This is a genomic window from Pseudomonas sp. CCI4.2, assembly GCF_034350045.1.
Lineage (GTDB): Bacteria > Pseudomonadota > Gammaproteobacteria > Pseudomonadales > Pseudomonadaceae > Aquipseudomonas.
In genome coordinates, this window is record NZ_CP133781.1 from 966,641 (window position 1) to 980,883 (window position 14,243).

A 14,243-nucleotide genomic window follows, 5' to 3' on the forward strand; every position below is an offset into this window, starting at 1 on the left:
ATGGATGACCAACGTACGTCGCGAATCGCCTAAGCTGATCGGCCTGACCGCCGTTTTGCTACTCCTAATTGATCGAGAGCCTTCTATGTTCCCCGAAAGCTTCACTTTCTCCATCGCCGACTGGGTCAATCGATGGGTCGACACGCTGGTGACCAACTATGGCGACGTGTTTCGTCAGATCTCGGACACCCTGCTGTGGGCCATCGTCAACCTCGAAGCCCTCCTGCGCTTGGCGCCGTGGTGGCTGATGTTGGCGATTGTCGGCGGCATTGCTTGGCACGCGACACGCAAGCTGTTGACCACCGTGGTAATTGTCGGTCTGTTGTTTTTGGTGGGCGCCGTAGGCCTGTGGGACAAACTGATGCAAACCCTTGCCCTGATGCTGGTGGCGACGATTATTTCAGTGGCGATTGGCATTCCGCTGGGCATCCTGTCGGCGCGCAACAACCGCCTGCGTTCGGTGATGATGCCGTTGCTGGACATCATGCAGACCATGCCCAGCTTCGTGTACTTGATCCCGGTGCTGATGCTGTTTGGTCTAGGCAAAGTGCCCGCAATTTTTGCCACGGTGATTTACGCCGCGCCGCCTCTGATTCGTCTGACAGATCTAGGAATTCGCCAGGTCGATGGTGAAGTCATGGAAGCGATCAATGCCTTTGGCGCCAATCGCTGGCAACAGTTGTTCGGCGTGCAACTACCGCTGGCGCTGCCGAGCATCATGGCCGGGATCAACCAGACCACGATGATGGCCCTGTCGATGGTGGTCATCGCCTCAATGATTGGTGCACGCGGGCTGGGTGAAGACGTGCTGGTCGGGATTCAAACCCTCAACGTCGGCAAAGGACTGGAAGCCGGTCTGGCAATCGTGATTCTGGCGGTGGTCATCGACCGCATCACCCAGGCCTACGGTCGGCCACGGCATGAGGCGAAACAATGAGCGATGCGATGAGCAAGATCGTCGTCAGAAACGTCTTTAAAATCTTCGGCAATCGCTCGGCAGAGGCGCTGCGGATGATTCAAGACCACAAGTCCAAGGATCAAGTGTTGGCGAAAACCGGCTGCGTGGTTGGGGTCAATGACTTGTCGCTGTCTATTGAAAGCGGAGAAATCTTCGTGATCATGGGGTTGTCCGGCTCTGGCAAATCAACCTTGGTGCGCCATATCAACCGTTTGATCGATCCCACCAGCGGGCAGATTCTGGTGGACGGTGAAGACATCCTCAGTTACGACATGGAAGCCTTGCGTCAATTCCGGCGGCACAAAATCAGCATGGTGTTCCAGAGCTTCGGCCTGCTGCCGCACAAAACCGTGCTCGACAACGTGGCGTATGGTTTGAAAGTCCGCGGCGAGTCCAAGGCGTTCTGTGCCGAGCGCGCGATGCACTGGATCGGCGCCGTGGACCTCAAAGGATACGAAGACAAATACCCTCATCAGCTGTCGGGCGGCATGCGGCAGCGCGTAGGACTTGCCCGCGCACTGGCGGCTGACACCGACATCATTTTGATGGACGAAGCGTTTAGCGCCCTCGATCCGCTGATTCGCGCCGAGATGCAAGACCAACTGCTGGCGCTGCAAGCCAGCCTGCACAAAACCATCGTATTCATCACCCACGATCTCGACGAAGCGCTGCGCATCGGCAACCGCATTGCCATCCTTAAAGACGGTCAGTTGATCCAAGTGGGTACGCCCAAAGAAATTCTATATTCACCCGCCGACGAATACGTTAATCGGTTCGTCCAGCGGCGGGTGGCCACCATTTGATGGAGTAACGAAGTGACTGAGCTGAACCTGATTCCCGGCACCCTGACCCTGGCACAACTGCGTGAGATTTATCACCACCCGGTCACCCTCCGCCTACATGAAAGTGCCTCGCAGCAGATCGAAAACAGCGTGGCCTGTGTTGAGCAAATACTCGCCGAAGACCGCACCGCCTACGGTATCAACACCGGTTTCGGTCTGCTGGCCTCCACGCGCATTGCCAGCGAAGACCTGGAAAACCTCCAGCGCTCGCTGGTGTTGTCCCACGCCGCCGGGATCGGTCAGCCGATCAGCGATGAGCTGGTGCGCCTGGTCATGGTACTCAAGGTCAACAGCCTCAGCCGTGGTTTCTCCGGTATTCGTCGTCAGGTCATCAACGCCTTGATCGCGCTGATCAATGCAGAGGTCTATCCGCATATTCCGCTCAAAGGTTCGGTGGGCGCGTCGGGCGATCTTGCACCTTTGGCGCACATGTCACTGGTGCTGCTTGGTGAAGGCAAAGCACGCTACAAAGGCGAATGGCTAGAAGCGACCGAAGCCTTGGCCGTGGCGGGTTTGAAGCCGCTGACACTGGCCGCAAAAGAAGGCCTGGCATTGCTCAACGGCACCCAAGTGTCCACCGCGTTCGCCCTACGTGGTTTGTTCGAAGGCGAAGACCTGTTCGCTGCGGCGATGGCCTGCGGTGCGTTAACCGTGGAAGCGGTGTTGGGTTCGCGTGCACCATTCGACGCGCGGATTCACGCAGCCCGGGGCCAACGCGGCCAAATCGACGCCGCTGCGTGCTACCGCGACCTGCTGGGCGACAGCAGCCCGATTTCTGATTCCCACCGAGATTGCGACAAGGTTCAAGACCCGTACTCGCTGCGCTGCCAACCGCAAGTCATGGGCGCCTGCCTGACTCAACTGCGTCAGGCCGCTGAAGTTCTGGGCGTGGAAGCCAACGCCGTATCGGACAACCCGTTGGTATTTGCCGCTGAAGGTGAAGTGATCTCGGGCGGTAACTTCCACGCCGAACCGGTGGCGATGGCCGCCGACAACCTGGCGTTGGCCTTCGCTGAAATCGGTGCCCTTAGCGAGCGGCGTATTTCGTTGATGATGGACAAGCACATGTCGCAATTGCCGCCGTTTCTGGTAGCCAATGGCGGCGTGAATTCCGGTTTCATGATTGCCCAAGTGACCGCAGCCGCCTTGGCCAGCGAGAACAAAGCCTTGGCGCATCCACATAGCGTTGACAGCATTCCGACCTCGGCCAACCAGGAAGACCACGTTTCCATGGCACCGGCTGCGGGCAAACGCCTGTGGGAAATGGCCGAAAACGTACGCGGCATTCTCGCCGTGGAATGGTTGGCTGCATGCCAGGGCCTGGACTTCCGCGAAGGCTTGAAAAGCTCGCCAAAACTGGAACAAGCACGCACCGCGTTGCGCAGCAAAGTACCGTTTTACGACAAAGACCGCTTCTTTGCGCCAGACATCGAAGCCGCCATGCAGTTGTTGGCGTCCAATTGCTTGAACACGTTAATCCCGGCAAAAGTATTGCCAAGCTTATAAACCACTCCCTGTAAGAGCCACGTGTTGGCGAAGGTTTGACGCGGTAGCCTGATACGCCGCCTCGCCAACACGTTGGCTCCTACAGTTGACTGCGGAGACCCTAGATGAAAACGCTCTGGAAGCATTGCCACGTTGCGACGATGGCGCAGGGCAACTACTCAATTATCGAAGACGCCGCCATTGTGACCTCGGGCGAACTCATCGAGTGGATTGGGCCACAGGCTGATGCGCCAACCGGAGACTTCACCAGCGTCGTCGATCTGGACGGCGCCTGGGTGACCCCCGGCTTGATCGACTGCCATACCCACACCGTGTTTGGCGGCAATCGCAGCGGTGAGTTCGAGCAGCGATTGAACGGCGTGAGCTATGCGGACATTGCGGCGGCAGGCGGCGGCATCGCCAGCACCGTGCGCGCCACCCGGGCGGCCAGCGAAGACCAGCTGTTCGCCAGCGCTGAACAACGCCTCAAGCGTTTGCTGGACGATGGCGTGACCACCGTGGAAATCAAGTCCGGCTACGGGCTGGATCTCGCCAGCGAACGCAAAATCCTGCGGGTCATCCGGCGTTTGGGCACCGTGCTGCCGGTCACGGTGCGCAGTACGTGCCTGGCCGCTCATGCATTGCCGCCAGAATATAAAGATCGCGCCGACGACTACATTCACCACATCTGCAGCGTGATGCTCCCGGCATTGGCAGCGGAAGGCTTGGTGGACGCAGTGGATGCGTTCTGCGAATACCTGGCGTTCTCACCGGCACAGGTCGAACAAGTTTTCATCTGCGCGGGCGAATTGGGATTGCCAGTGAAGTTGCACGCCGAGCAGTTGTCAGCGCTGGCCGGATCGAGTCTGGCCGCACGCTATCAAGCGCTGTCGGCGGACCATCTGGAGTTCATGACCGAGGCCGACGCTATTGCCATGGGCGCAGCCGGTACCGTTGCCGTATTGCTGCCGGGCGCGTATTACTTCCTCCGCGAAACCCAGTTGCCTCCAATGGATGCGCTGCGAAAGCACGGGGTCGATATCGCCATCGCCACCGACTTGAACCCCGGTACCTCCCCCGCGTTGTCCCTGCGGTTGATGCTGAATATGGCCTGCACCTTATTTCGCATGACCCCGGAAGAAGCCTTGGCTGGCGTGACCCTCAACGCCGCCAAAGCGCTGGGATTGGGCGACACCCATGGCTCGCTGGAAGTGGGCAAGTTTGCTGACTTTGTGGCATGGAAGATCGAACGACCTGCAGATCTGGCCTACTGGCTCGGTGGTGATTTGGACAAGCGGATCGTGCGGCATGGGATTGAGTCGTTGTAAGTACTGCAGTCCCTTGTAAATCGATCCGAATAGTTAGGTATTTTTAACAGGAGGCATTTGTGGATAAGGTTCTGAATTTCAAACGCGGCCGGTTGCCGTTGCTGATCAGCATGCCCCACGCCGGGTTGCATCTGACCCCAGCGGTAAAAACCGGGCTAGTGGACGCGGCGCACAGCCTGCCGGACACCGATTGGCACATCCCGACGCTGTATGACTTCGCCGAAGAATTGGGCGCCAGCACCTTGGCGGCCGAGTATTCGCGCTTTGTCATCGACCTTAATCGACCGTCGGATGACAAACCGCTGTATGTCGGGGCGACCACGGGGTTGTACCCAGCCATTCTGTTCGATGGCGAGCCGCTGTTTCGCGAAGGCCAGGTGCCCAGCACCAAAGAGCGCGCAACGTGCCTGGCGCAGATATGGACGCCGTATCACCAGACATTACAGCAAGAATTGGCGCGCTTGCGCGACGAGTTTGGTTATGCGCTGCTGTTCGATGCGCACTCGATTCGAGGCTCGATTCCGCATTTGTTTGAAGGCCGTTTGCCGGACTTCAACCTCGGCACTTTCAATGGTCTGAGCTGCGACACCGAGCTGGCCACCTTGCTGGATGCCACCTGCGCAGCAGCCACCGATTACACCCACGTACTTAACGGGCGTTTCAAAGGCGGCCACATCACCCGCCATTACGGCGACCCGGCCAACAACATCCACGCCGTGCAACTTGAGCTGGCGCAAAGCACGTACATGGAAGAATACGAGCCGTTCAACTACCGCCAGGACTTGGCCGAACCGACGCAAAAGGTTCTGAAAAACCTGCTGCACGTTATGATTGAGTGGGGGCAGAAGCGCTATTCCAGATGAATACCAACTCGCTCTGTGGGAGCAGGCTTGCCTGCGAAGAGGCCCGTCATCGCGCCGCTGAGGTCGACCTGAAACCTGAGTCGCCGGCATTGATGCTTTCGTTGGCAAGCCAACTCCCACAGAAATTTCGGCTGATCGCAGCCTTCGGTACGCCGACAGAAATCTGTGCATCGCCGAAATTCCGTGGGACCGAATTCATTCGGGAATCGTTTCCAGCTGCGATCACTTTCTAAGCAACCGCAACCCATTAAACACCACCAACAAACTCACACCCATGTCGGCAAACACCGCCATCCACATGGTCGCCATGCCCGCGAAGGTGATAGCCAGGAACACCGCCTTGATCACCAACGCCAACACAATGTTCTGCTTCAGAATCGCCGACGTCTGACGTGACAGCCGGATAAACGCCGGAATTTTGCGCAGATCATCGTCCATCAACGCCACATCCGCGGTCTCAATGGCAGTGTCGGTGCCTGCAGCGGCCATGGCGAAACCAATCTCAGACCGCGCCAACGCCGGGGCGTCGTTGATGCCGTCGCCCACCATCCCGACCCGATGGCCCTGGGCGTACAATTGCTCAATGGCCTGCAACTTGTCGGCGGGCAATAAATTGCCCTGCGCTTGATCAATCCCCACTTGCTTGGCAATCGCCTTGGCGGTGTGCGGGTTGTCGCCGGTCAGCATCACGGTTTGGACGCCCAGTGCATGCAATTGGCGGATCGCCTCGCGGCTGCTGTCCTTGACCGTATCGGCCACTGCAAACAGCGCCAGCGGGCCGGACTGATCACACAGTAAAACCACGGTTTTACCTTGGCTTTCCAGCACGTCGAGCTTTTCTTCCAGTTCAGGTGAACACAGCCCCAGCTCTTCGACGAGGCGGTGGTTGCCCAAGTGATACATCTGACCCGCGACTTCGCCCTTAACGCCGCGCCCGCCCAATGCCTCGAACGCCTGCACCTCATGCCGCACGCTATGCGTCTCAGCGGCGGCCTTGGCGATGGCCTGAGACACCGGATGGTCCGAGCGACTGGCCAAGCTGGCGGCAATGGCGACCGCATCGGTCGCCAGCACCTCAAGCAGCAAGAAGTCGGTCTGCACTGGCTTGCCGTGGGTGATGGTCCCAGTTTTATCCAACGCCAAATAGTTGAGCCGATGCCCGCTTTCCAAATACACACCGCCCTTGACCAAAATCCCTTTACGCGCAGCAGCCGCCAAACCGCTGACAATGGTCACCGGGGTGGAAATCACCAACGCACAAGGACACGCAACCACCAACAGCACCAGCGCCCGATAGATCCAATCGAACCAGACTGCGCCCATGAACAGCGGCGCAATGACTGCCACGGCCAAGGCCAGGATAAACACCGCTGGCGTGTATATCTTGGAGAAGCTGTCGACAAACCGCTGGGTCGGCGCTCGTGCACCCTGGGCCGCTTCCACCGCATGGATAATGCGCGCCAAGGTCGAATTGTTGGCCGCCGCCGTCACGGTGTATTCCAGTGAACCCGATTGATTGAGGGTGCCCGCGAAGACTTTATCGCCCACGGCCTTTTCCACGGGCAGGCTTTCGCCGGTGATAGATGCCTGATCAATAGTCGAATTGCCGGAGACCACATCGCCGTCCAAGCCTATGCGCTCACCGGGCTTGATCCGCACCCGAGCGCCCAGTTCGATGTGTTTCACGTCCTGTTCAACCCATGTTCCGTCGGCTTGCAGCACGGTGGCAATGTCTGGGGTCATCTGCATCAGACCGCCGATGGCATTGCGCGCGCGGTCCAAGGATTTAGCTTCAATCAATTCCGCTACGGTGAACAAGAACATCACCATGGCCGCTTCTGGCCATTGCCCGATCAACACCGCACCGGTCACCGCGATGCTCATCAGGGCATTGATGTTCAGGTTGAAGTTCTTAAGGGCGATCCAGCCCTTTCTGTAGGTGCTCAGGCCGCCACTTAAAATCGCGATGATCGCCACTACTGCAACCACCCAAGTCGGCGCCAACTGAGTGAAGTGAATCACTTCAGAGGCCAACGCGGCGACGCCTGACACGGCCAGCGGCAACCAGGATTTTTTTAACGGGATCGGCGCAGGTGCAGCGGCATCGGCGCCCTTCTCAACCGGTTCGGCGTGCATGCCCAAAGACTTGATGGCGTCGATGATCGGATCGACGCAAGCTAGGTCATGGGTCACTGCCAGCACCCGATTGATCAGGTTGAATTCCAACTGCTGCACACCGACAAGCTTGCCCAGTTTGTTCTGGATCAAGGTTTGCTCGGTGGGGCAATCCATCTGCTCGATGCGAAAACTGCTCAGTCGGCTGGCCGAAGTAACCGATGTGCTGATTTTGACGATGGCTGGAGCGCTGTCGCTCGAACAGCAGGCATGGCCGTGGTCATGGCCGTGATCATTGGCGACGGGCAATTTGACGTGGCGGTGTTCAGGGGAATTCATAAAGGTGTCCTTGATGGCGCTTATTGCCAAGTGAACACCCTGTAGCCACTATAGGGTCAAGCAACTATTTGAGATTAACGTTCATGAAGATTGGCGAACTGGCAAAACTGACCGATTGCCAAGTGGAAACTATCCGCTACTACGAACGAGAAAGCCTGCTGCCGCCCCCCGCGCGCAGTGACGGTAATTATCGGGTCTACACCCAGGCTCATGTTGAGCGGCTGACGTTTATCCGCAATTGCCGCAGCCTGGACATGACCCTCGAAGAAATCCGCAGCCTGTTGAATTTGCGCGACAGCCCGCAAGACCAATGCGAGAGCGTCAATGCGTTGATCGACGAGCACATCCAACACGTCAACGCCCGGGTCGCCAGCCTGCAAGCGTTGCAGGCGCAGTTACTGGAACTGCGCCAACGCTGCACCGACGGCACGCTGAAACACTGTGGGATTTTGCAGCAGTTGGAAGTGAGTGGCGGGGTGGTGGCGGTGGAGAGTGAGCACTCTCATGTGGGCAGAAGTCATGGGCATTGATCGCCCGTTCGCTTGATACAAATCCTCATAGGAGCCAACTTGTTGGCGAGGCGGTCTGTCTTGAAAAAAGCCTCGCCAACAAGTTGGCTCTACAGAAATCGTTCACCCCAAACGGTACATCAAACCGCCATCGGCGCCGTCATGGCCGGGTGGTGTTGATACCCTTCCAGCGAGAAATCAGTCGGTTCGATCAGTTCCAGCCATTCCGGTTGATACACGCCAGTCTGGGCGAACGCTGGCACGCGCTCGGAGATCACCAGTTGCGGCGCCGGGAACGGCTCGCGCTTGAGCTGCTCATTGAGCATGTCCAAGTGGTTTTCGTAGACATGGGCATCGCCGATGAAATACGTGAACCAGCGCGGGGTGTAGCCGGTCAGGCGGCCGATCAGCGACAGCAACGCTGCGCCTTCAGTCAGGTTGAACGGCGTTCCCAAGCCCAAATCATTAGAGCGGATGTACAGCGTCAGAGAGATTTCGCGGGTCTCTTGGTTGGGGTGAAACTGGTAAAGCAGATGACACGGCGGCAAGGCCATTTCATCCAATTGCGCGCAGTTCCAGCCATGAAACAGAATCCGCCGGCTGCCGGGGTCTTTCATGATGGTGTCGACGCACTGGCGAATCTGGTCGATGGCCTTGTACAGCACCACGTAGGCCTGACCGTCTTCTTCGGACTGCGCAATCTGTTGATAACCATGGCTGATCGCAAGCTCGATGGCCTTGACGTTGCCAGATTCAATACGCTTGTACGCAGGCCACCTGCGCCATTGCACGCCGTAGATTTCGCCCAGATCGTCTTCGCCTTTGCGGAACGGATTGTCTAGCCACTGCGCGTTTTCGTTGGCGTTTTGGTCCCAGACCTTACAGCCCAGCTCTCGAAATTCGGCTGCGTTACTCACACCACGCAGAAAACCGACCATTTCGCCGATAGCCGACTTGAAAGCCATGCGCCGGGTGGTGATTGCCGGGAAGCCTTCTTTCAGGTCATAACGCAACATGGCACCGGGAAAACTGATGGTATTGACCCCGGTACGGTTGGCTTGCAGCGTTCCGTTTTGGATCACATGGGCGACTAGATCGAGATATTGCTTCATACATTACCCTGCATCGATGAACCCGCCGGGAGCCAAAACACCCGGCGTTTCGGTGTTAAACCGCAGCGCTTTTGGCAGCGGATGCGCGGTGATACGCCAGCCAGATCAGTACCAGACCGCCAATAATCATCGGCAAGCTCAGAATTTGACCCATGGTGACCCAGCCCCACGCCAGATAGCCTAGCTGTGCATCGGGTACGCGGACGAATTCGACAACAAAGCGGAAGATCCCGTAAAACAACGCGAACATCCCGGAAACAGCCATGGTCGGACGGGGTTTACGCGAGAACAGCCACAGGATAACGAACAGCGCCACACCTTCCAGTGCGAATTGGTACAACTGCGACGGATGACGCGGCAACTGCGCCGGATCGCTGAACGGCGGGAAGATCATGGCCCACGGCAGGTCAGTCGGCTTGCCCCACAATTCGGCGTTGATGAAGTTGCCGATACGCCCTGCGCCCAACCCAATCGGGACCATCGGGGCGATAAAGTCCATCAGTTGGAAGAACGACTTACCGTTGCGCCTGCCGAACCACCAAGCCGCGATCATCACGCCGATAAAGCCGCCGTGGAACGCCATGCCACCTTTCCAGACTTCGAAAATCAACAGCGGATTGGCGATGTAGGCACTCAGGTCGTAGAACAGCACGTAACCCAATCGCCCACCGACGATCACACCCATGGCTAACCAAAAGATCAGATCGGAGAGTTTTTCTTTGGTCCAGGTTGGGTCGAAACGGTTCATCCGGCGGGACGCGAGCAACCATGCGCCGCCGATGCCGATCAGGTACATCAAGCCATACCAATGGATTTTCAGCGGGCCAATGGCCAATGCAACGGGATCAATCTGCGGGTAAGGCAGCATTGCGACTCCTCAATTAAAACGCGCGGGCAACAGCGGACTGCCGTCTGCGATTGGCGATGCGGCATGGTAACGGAAGCATGGCCCTCAGCTCTACCCATGTGAGCGGGTGGGTGTCGGATCGATCTGCGGTAGAGTGGCAAAAAAAGGAGGCTCGCAATGTGCCTGATCGTCTTCGCTTGGCGCCCCACCCACTGCCAACCTTTGATCGTCGCTGCCAACCGCGACGAGTTTTATGCCCGCCCGACCCAGCCACTGACTGAATGGCTCGATGCACCTGGGGTGTATGCGGGGCGCGATCTGGAAGCCGGTGGCACGTGGCTCGGCGTCGGAAACCACGGCCGATTCGCAGCGCTGACCAATATTCGCGACCCGAATCATCCGCTGGGGCGACGTTCTCGCGGCGAACTGGTGTCGCGGTTTTTGACCGGTGAGCAGCCCACTGAGGAGTATCTGGCAGAGGTCGCGGGGCGCGCCGGGGAATATGGCGGCTTCAATTTGCTGCTTGGGACGGCGGATTCGTTGTTTTACCTGAGTGCCGTCAATGCGCAGCCGCAACGACTGGAGGCCGGTGTTTATGGCTTATCCAACGCGGGCCTGGACACGCCGTGGCCAAAATTGCTGAAAGCCAAGGCGGCGCTGCTCGCTGAACTGGGTGATCCGCAACCGTCGGCGCTGTTGGGGTTACTGCGCGATCCCGAAATTGCGCCCGTCGCCGAGCTGCCAGATACCGGCGTAGGACTGACCACGGAAAGTCTGTTATCCAGCGTATTTATTGCCAGTCCGACCTACGGCACCCGCGCCAGCAGCGCACTGATCGTCAATGCCGACGGCAGCCGCCACTTCACCGAACACAGCTTCGGGCCGTACGGCGGCCAATTGGGGGCGGTTGAGTTGAAGGTGTAACGCAGATGAAGACCCAGTGGGAGCCAATTCATTCGCGAATGCAGCGTCGCAGTTATTCAGACAGACCGCGTTGCGCTTTTCGCGAATGAATTCGCTCCCACCGATTTGGCGTGGTCTCGCCTTGAATCAATGCCCTTTAACCGACGCCGGATTAATCATCCGTGCCAGACCAAGGTTACGCAGCGCCAGTTGCAGCGAGCTGCGGATAACTTGCGGGTTGTCGTTGGTCATCAACTGCCCCAGCAACTCCTTGGCTTTGCTCAGGTTGATCTGACGCAACATCCACTTCACTTTCGGCAAGTTAGTGGCGTTCATCGACAAGCTGTCATAACCCATTGCCATCAACAACACGGCCGCTGCCGGGTCGCCGGCCATTTCGCCGCATATGCTCACGGGTTTGCCTTCCAAATGGGCATCGTGCACCACATGCTGCAACGCCATCAGCACCGCTGGGTGCAGATAGTCGTACAGATCGGCAACCCGTGGGTTGTTGCGATCTACCGCCAATAAGTATTGGGTCAAGTCGTTGGAACCCACCGAAAGGAAGTCCACCTGACGCGCCAATTCACGGGTTTGGTACACCGCTGCCGGGACTTCAACCATCACACCAATTGGCGGCATCGGCACGTCGAACCCTTCGTCGCGTACTTCGCCCCAGGCTCGGTGGATCAAGTGCAGCGCTTCTTCCACTTCGTGGGTGCTGGAAATCATTGGCAGCAGAATGCGCAAGTTGTTCAAGCCCTCACTGGCCTTGAGCATAGCGCGGGTCTGCACCAGGAAAATTTCCGGGTGATCGAGGGTGACACGAATCCCGCGCCAGCCCAGGAACGGGTTGTCTTCCTTGATCGGGAAGTACGACAGCGATTTATCACCACCGATGTCCAGGCTGCGCATGGTCACCGGTAACGGATGGAAAGCCGCCAGTTGTTCACGGTAAATCGCCAGTTGTTCTTTTTCGCTTGGGAAGCGCTGGTTGATCATGAACGGCACTTCGGTGCGATACAGCCCCACCCCTTCGGCGCCACGCTGTTGGGCGCGGGCAACGTCTGCCAACAGGCCCGTGTTGACCCACAGCGGCATGCGATGCCCGTCCAGCGTCACGCACGGCAGTTCACGCAAGGAGTCGAGGCCTAGTGACAGCTGGCGCTCTTCTTCGACCACTTCAGCGTATTGCTTGCGCAGGATATCGCTGGGGTTGGTGTAGACCTCACCGTGGTAGCCATCGACGATCAGCTGGATGCCATCGACTTTGGAATACGGCAGATCGACCACGCCCATGACCGTGGGAATACCCATGGCCCGCGCCAAAATCGCGACGTGGGAGTTGCCGGAACCGAGTACCGAGATCAGGCCGACCAGCTTGCCTTCGGGTACTTCACCCAGCATTGCCGGCGACAGCTCTTCACTGACCAGAATGGTGTTGTCGGGATAAACCAACGTTTGCTGACGCGCTTCCTGCAAATACGCCAACAGCCGACGACCCAAATCCTTGACGTCGGAAGCGCGCTCACGCAGGTAAGCGTCGTCCATCAATTCGAAACGTTTGACGTGCTCGTTGACCACTTGGCGCAGCGCGCCTTGTGCCCATTGGCCGGTCTTGATGACGTCGGTCACTTCGCTGCCCAGCGACGCGTCGTCCAGCATCATCAGGTACACATCGAACAGCGCACGCTCTTCCGGGCGCAGTTGGGTCGCGAGCTTGGCCGACAGCGAACGCATGTCGCCGCGCACGCCTTCCAGTGCATTTTGGAACAGCGCCAGTTCAGCCTTGATGTCGCTGACGTTTTTGTCAGGCACCACTTCCAGATCGGCCGGCGGCAACATCACTACGGCCGTACCGACAGCAGCACCTGGCGAACCCGGCACACCGACGAATTTGGCTTCTTGAATGCCTTTGCCCTGACGGCCCAGGCCACGAATCGAACCCGTGGCTTCAGCGTGGGCGATTACCCCGGCCAACTGGGCACTCATGGTCACGAGGAAGGCTTCTTCACCTTCATCGAACTGGCGACGCTCCTTTTGCTGGATCACCAACACCCCGACCACGCGACGGTGGTGGATGATCGGTGCGCCAAGGAACGACGCATAGCGCTCTTCGCCGGTCTCGGCAAAGTAGCGATAACGCGGGTGATCAGCAGCGTTTTCGAGGTTCAGTGGTTCTTCGCGGGTACCCACGAGACCGACCAAACCTTCGTTCGGCGCCATGCTGACCTTGCCGATGGATCGCTTGTTCAGGCCCTCGGTGGCCATCAACACAAAGCGGTTGGATTCGGGGTCGAGCAAATAGACCGAGCAGACCTGGCTGCCCATGGCCTCTTTGACGCGTAACACAATAATCCCCAACGCCGCCTTGAGATCCTTGGCGGAGTTAACTTCCTGGACGATCTTGCGCAGCGTATTGAGCATGGCTCGGGGTCGAACTCCGTCGTCAGTCGCGCGCCAATAGGCGCGGGGCAAGTTCTTTAAGGGCGCGTCTGTAAACCTCGCGCTTGAATGTCACTACCTGGCCCAACGGATACCAATAACTGACCCAACGCCAGCCATCAAATTCCGGTTTACCGGTCAAATCCATCCGCACCCGCTGCTCGTTAGAGACCAGGCGCAGGAGAAACCACTTCTGTTTCTGGCCGATGCACAGCGGTTGGCTGTGCGTTCTGACCAAACGTTGCGGCAAACGATAACGCAACCAGCCCCGGGTGCAGGCGAGAATTTCAACATCTTGCCGTTCCAGCCCGACTTCTTCATTCAATTCGCGATACAAAGCGTCTTCTGGCGTCTCAAGCGGGTTAATTCCACCCTGAGGAAACTGCCAGGCATCTTGATTGATTCGCCGAGCCCATAAGACCTGACCAGCATCATTTGTCAGAATAATCCCGACATTAGGACGGAAACCATCGGGGTCGATCACGGCAGCGGCCTCG

At 58.2% G+C, this 14,243-nt stretch carries 12 protein-coding genes; 7 read left to right on the top strand and 5 right to left on the bottom strand.

Annotated elements, in window-relative coordinates; translation table 11 throughout:
* Positions 1–85: 85 nt before the first annotated feature.
* The 5 genes from RHM65_RS04160 to hutG all read left to right on the top strand — a co-directional run bounded on the left by RHM65_RS04160 (position 86) and on the right by hutG (position 5,476).
* On the top strand, positions 86–937 hold the full coding sequence (locus tag RHM65_RS04160; RefSeq protein ID WP_322170658.1) for a proline/glycine betaine ABC transporter permease: 852 nt from the start codon (positions 86–88) through the stop codon (positions 935–937).
* A complete protein-coding gene (locus RHM65_RS04165) occupies positions 934–1,761 on the top strand; it encodes a glycine betaine/L-proline ABC transporter ATP-binding protein (RefSeq protein WP_322167191.1) in 828 nt (275 codons plus the stop codon). The genes RHM65_RS04160 and RHM65_RS04165 overlap by 4 nt, the downstream gene beginning before the upstream one ends.
* 12 nt (positions 1,762–1,773) lie before the next feature.
* Positions 1,774–3,306 carry a histidine ammonia-lyase gene (gene hutH, locus RHM65_RS04170; RefSeq protein ID WP_322167190.1) on the top strand — a complete coding sequence of 511 codons (1,533 nt, stop codon included), beginning with the start codon at positions 1,774–1,776 and terminating at the stop codon, positions 3,304–3,306.
* Positions 3,307–3,410: 104 nt separating this feature from the next.
* Positions 3,411–4,613: an imidazolonepropionase gene (hutI, locus tag RHM65_RS04175; protein ID WP_322167189.1), complete on the top strand. Its 1,203-nt coding sequence runs from the start codon at positions 3,411–3,413 to the stop codon at positions 4,611–4,613.
* A gap of 59 nt (positions 4,614–4,672) precedes the next feature.
* Positions 4,673–5,476: an N-formylglutamate deformylase gene (gene hutG / locus RHM65_RS04180; RefSeq protein ID WP_322167188.1), complete on the top strand. Its 804-nt coding sequence runs from the start codon at positions 4,673–4,675 to the stop codon at positions 5,474–5,476.
* Positions 5,477–5,698: 222 nt separating this feature from the next.
* On the opposite strand, the gene RHM65_RS04185 is transcribed toward hutG, so the two are convergent.
* Positions 5,699–7,930 carry a heavy metal translocating P-type ATPase gene (locus RHM65_RS04185; protein ID WP_322184311.1) on the bottom strand — a complete coding sequence of 744 codons (2,232 nt, stop codon included), beginning with the start codon at positions 7,928–7,930 and terminating at the stop codon, positions 5,699–5,701.
* An 83-nt stretch (positions 7,931–8,013) separates the two neighbouring features.
* On the opposite strand from RHM65_RS04185, the gene cadR reads away from it, so the two are divergent.
* Positions 8,014–8,460, top strand: coding sequence for a Cd(II)/Pb(II)-responsive transcriptional regulator (gene cadR / locus RHM65_RS04190; protein ID WP_322167186.1), 447 nt, complete (start codon positions 8,014–8,016; stop codon positions 8,458–8,460).
* 119 nt (positions 8,461–8,579) lie between these two features.
* Here the strand turns inward: cadR and RHM65_RS04195 are convergent, their stop codons facing one another.
* Both RHM65_RS04195 and lgt read right to left on the bottom strand, forming a co-directional pair.
* Positions 8,580–9,551: a thymidylate synthase gene (locus RHM65_RS04195; protein WP_322167185.1), complete on the bottom strand. Its 972-nt coding sequence runs from the start codon at positions 9,549–9,551 to the stop codon at positions 8,580–8,582.
* A 55-nt stretch (positions 9,552–9,606) separates the two neighbouring features.
* Positions 9,607–10,419 (bottom strand): prolipoprotein diacylglyceryl transferase, encoded by an 813-nt coding sequence (lgt, locus tag RHM65_RS04200; protein WP_322167184.1) that lies wholly within the window; start codon positions 10,417–10,419, stop codon positions 9,607–9,609.
* A 156-nt stretch (positions 10,420–10,575) separates the two neighbouring features.
* Between lgt and RHM65_RS04205 the strand changes: the two genes are divergently transcribed.
* Positions 10,576–11,322, top strand: a complete 747-nt coding sequence (locus RHM65_RS04205) for an NRDE family protein (RefSeq protein WP_322184313.1) — start codon at positions 10,576–10,578, stop codon at positions 11,320–11,322.
* Positions 11,323–11,448: 126 nt separating this feature from the next.
* On the opposite strand, the gene ptsP is transcribed toward RHM65_RS04205, so the two are convergent.
* A complete protein-coding gene (gene ptsP, locus RHM65_RS04210; protein ID WP_322167182.1) occupies positions 11,449–13,728 on the bottom strand; it encodes a phosphoenolpyruvate--protein phosphotransferase in 2,280 nt (759 codons plus the stop codon).
* A gap of 22 nt (positions 13,729–13,750) precedes the next feature.
* The gene (locus RHM65_RS04215; protein WP_322170655.1) at positions 13,751–14,230 is read right to left on the bottom strand and encodes an RNA pyrophosphohydrolase; all 480 of its coding nucleotides are present in this window, start codon (positions 14,228–14,230) and stop codon (positions 13,751–13,753) included.
* Between the last annotated feature and the right edge of the window lie 13 nt (positions 14,231–14,243).

Excerpts from the sequence above, each read along its gene's own strand:
- lgt (WP_322167184.1), bottom strand. The coding sequence starts at position 10,419 with ATGCTGCCTTACCCGCAGATTGATCCCGTTGCATTGGCCATTGGCCCG.
- RHM65_RS04160 (WP_322170658.1), top strand. The coding sequence starts at position 86 with ATGTTCCCCGAAAGCTTCACTTTCTCCATCGCCGACTGGGTCAATCGA.
- ptsP (WP_322167182.1), bottom strand. The coding sequence starts at position 13,728 with ATGCTCAATACGCTGCGCAAGATCGTCCAGGAAGTTAACTCCGCCAAG.
- RHM65_RS04205 (WP_322184313.1), top strand. The coding sequence starts at position 10,576 with ATGTGCCTGATCGTCTTCGCTTGGCGCCCCACCCACTGCCAACCTTTG.
- RHM65_RS04185 (WP_322184311.1), bottom strand. The coding sequence starts at position 7,930 with ATGAATTCCCCTGAACACCGCCACGTCAAATTGCCCGTCGCCAATGAT.
- cadR (WP_322167186.1), top strand. The coding sequence starts at position 8,014 with ATGAAGATTGGCGAACTGGCAAAACTGACCGATTGCCAAGTGGAAACT.
- RHM65_RS04195 (WP_322167185.1), bottom strand. The coding sequence starts at position 9,551 with ATGAAGCAATATCTCGATCTAGTCGCCCATGTGATCCAAAACGGAACG.
- RHM65_RS04165 (WP_322167191.1), top strand. The coding sequence starts at position 934 with ATGAGCGATGCGATGAGCAAGATCGTCGTCAGAAACGTCTTTAAAATC.
- hutI (WP_322167189.1), top strand. The coding sequence starts at position 3,411 with ATGAAAACGCTCTGGAAGCATTGCCACGTTGCGACGATGGCGCAGGGC.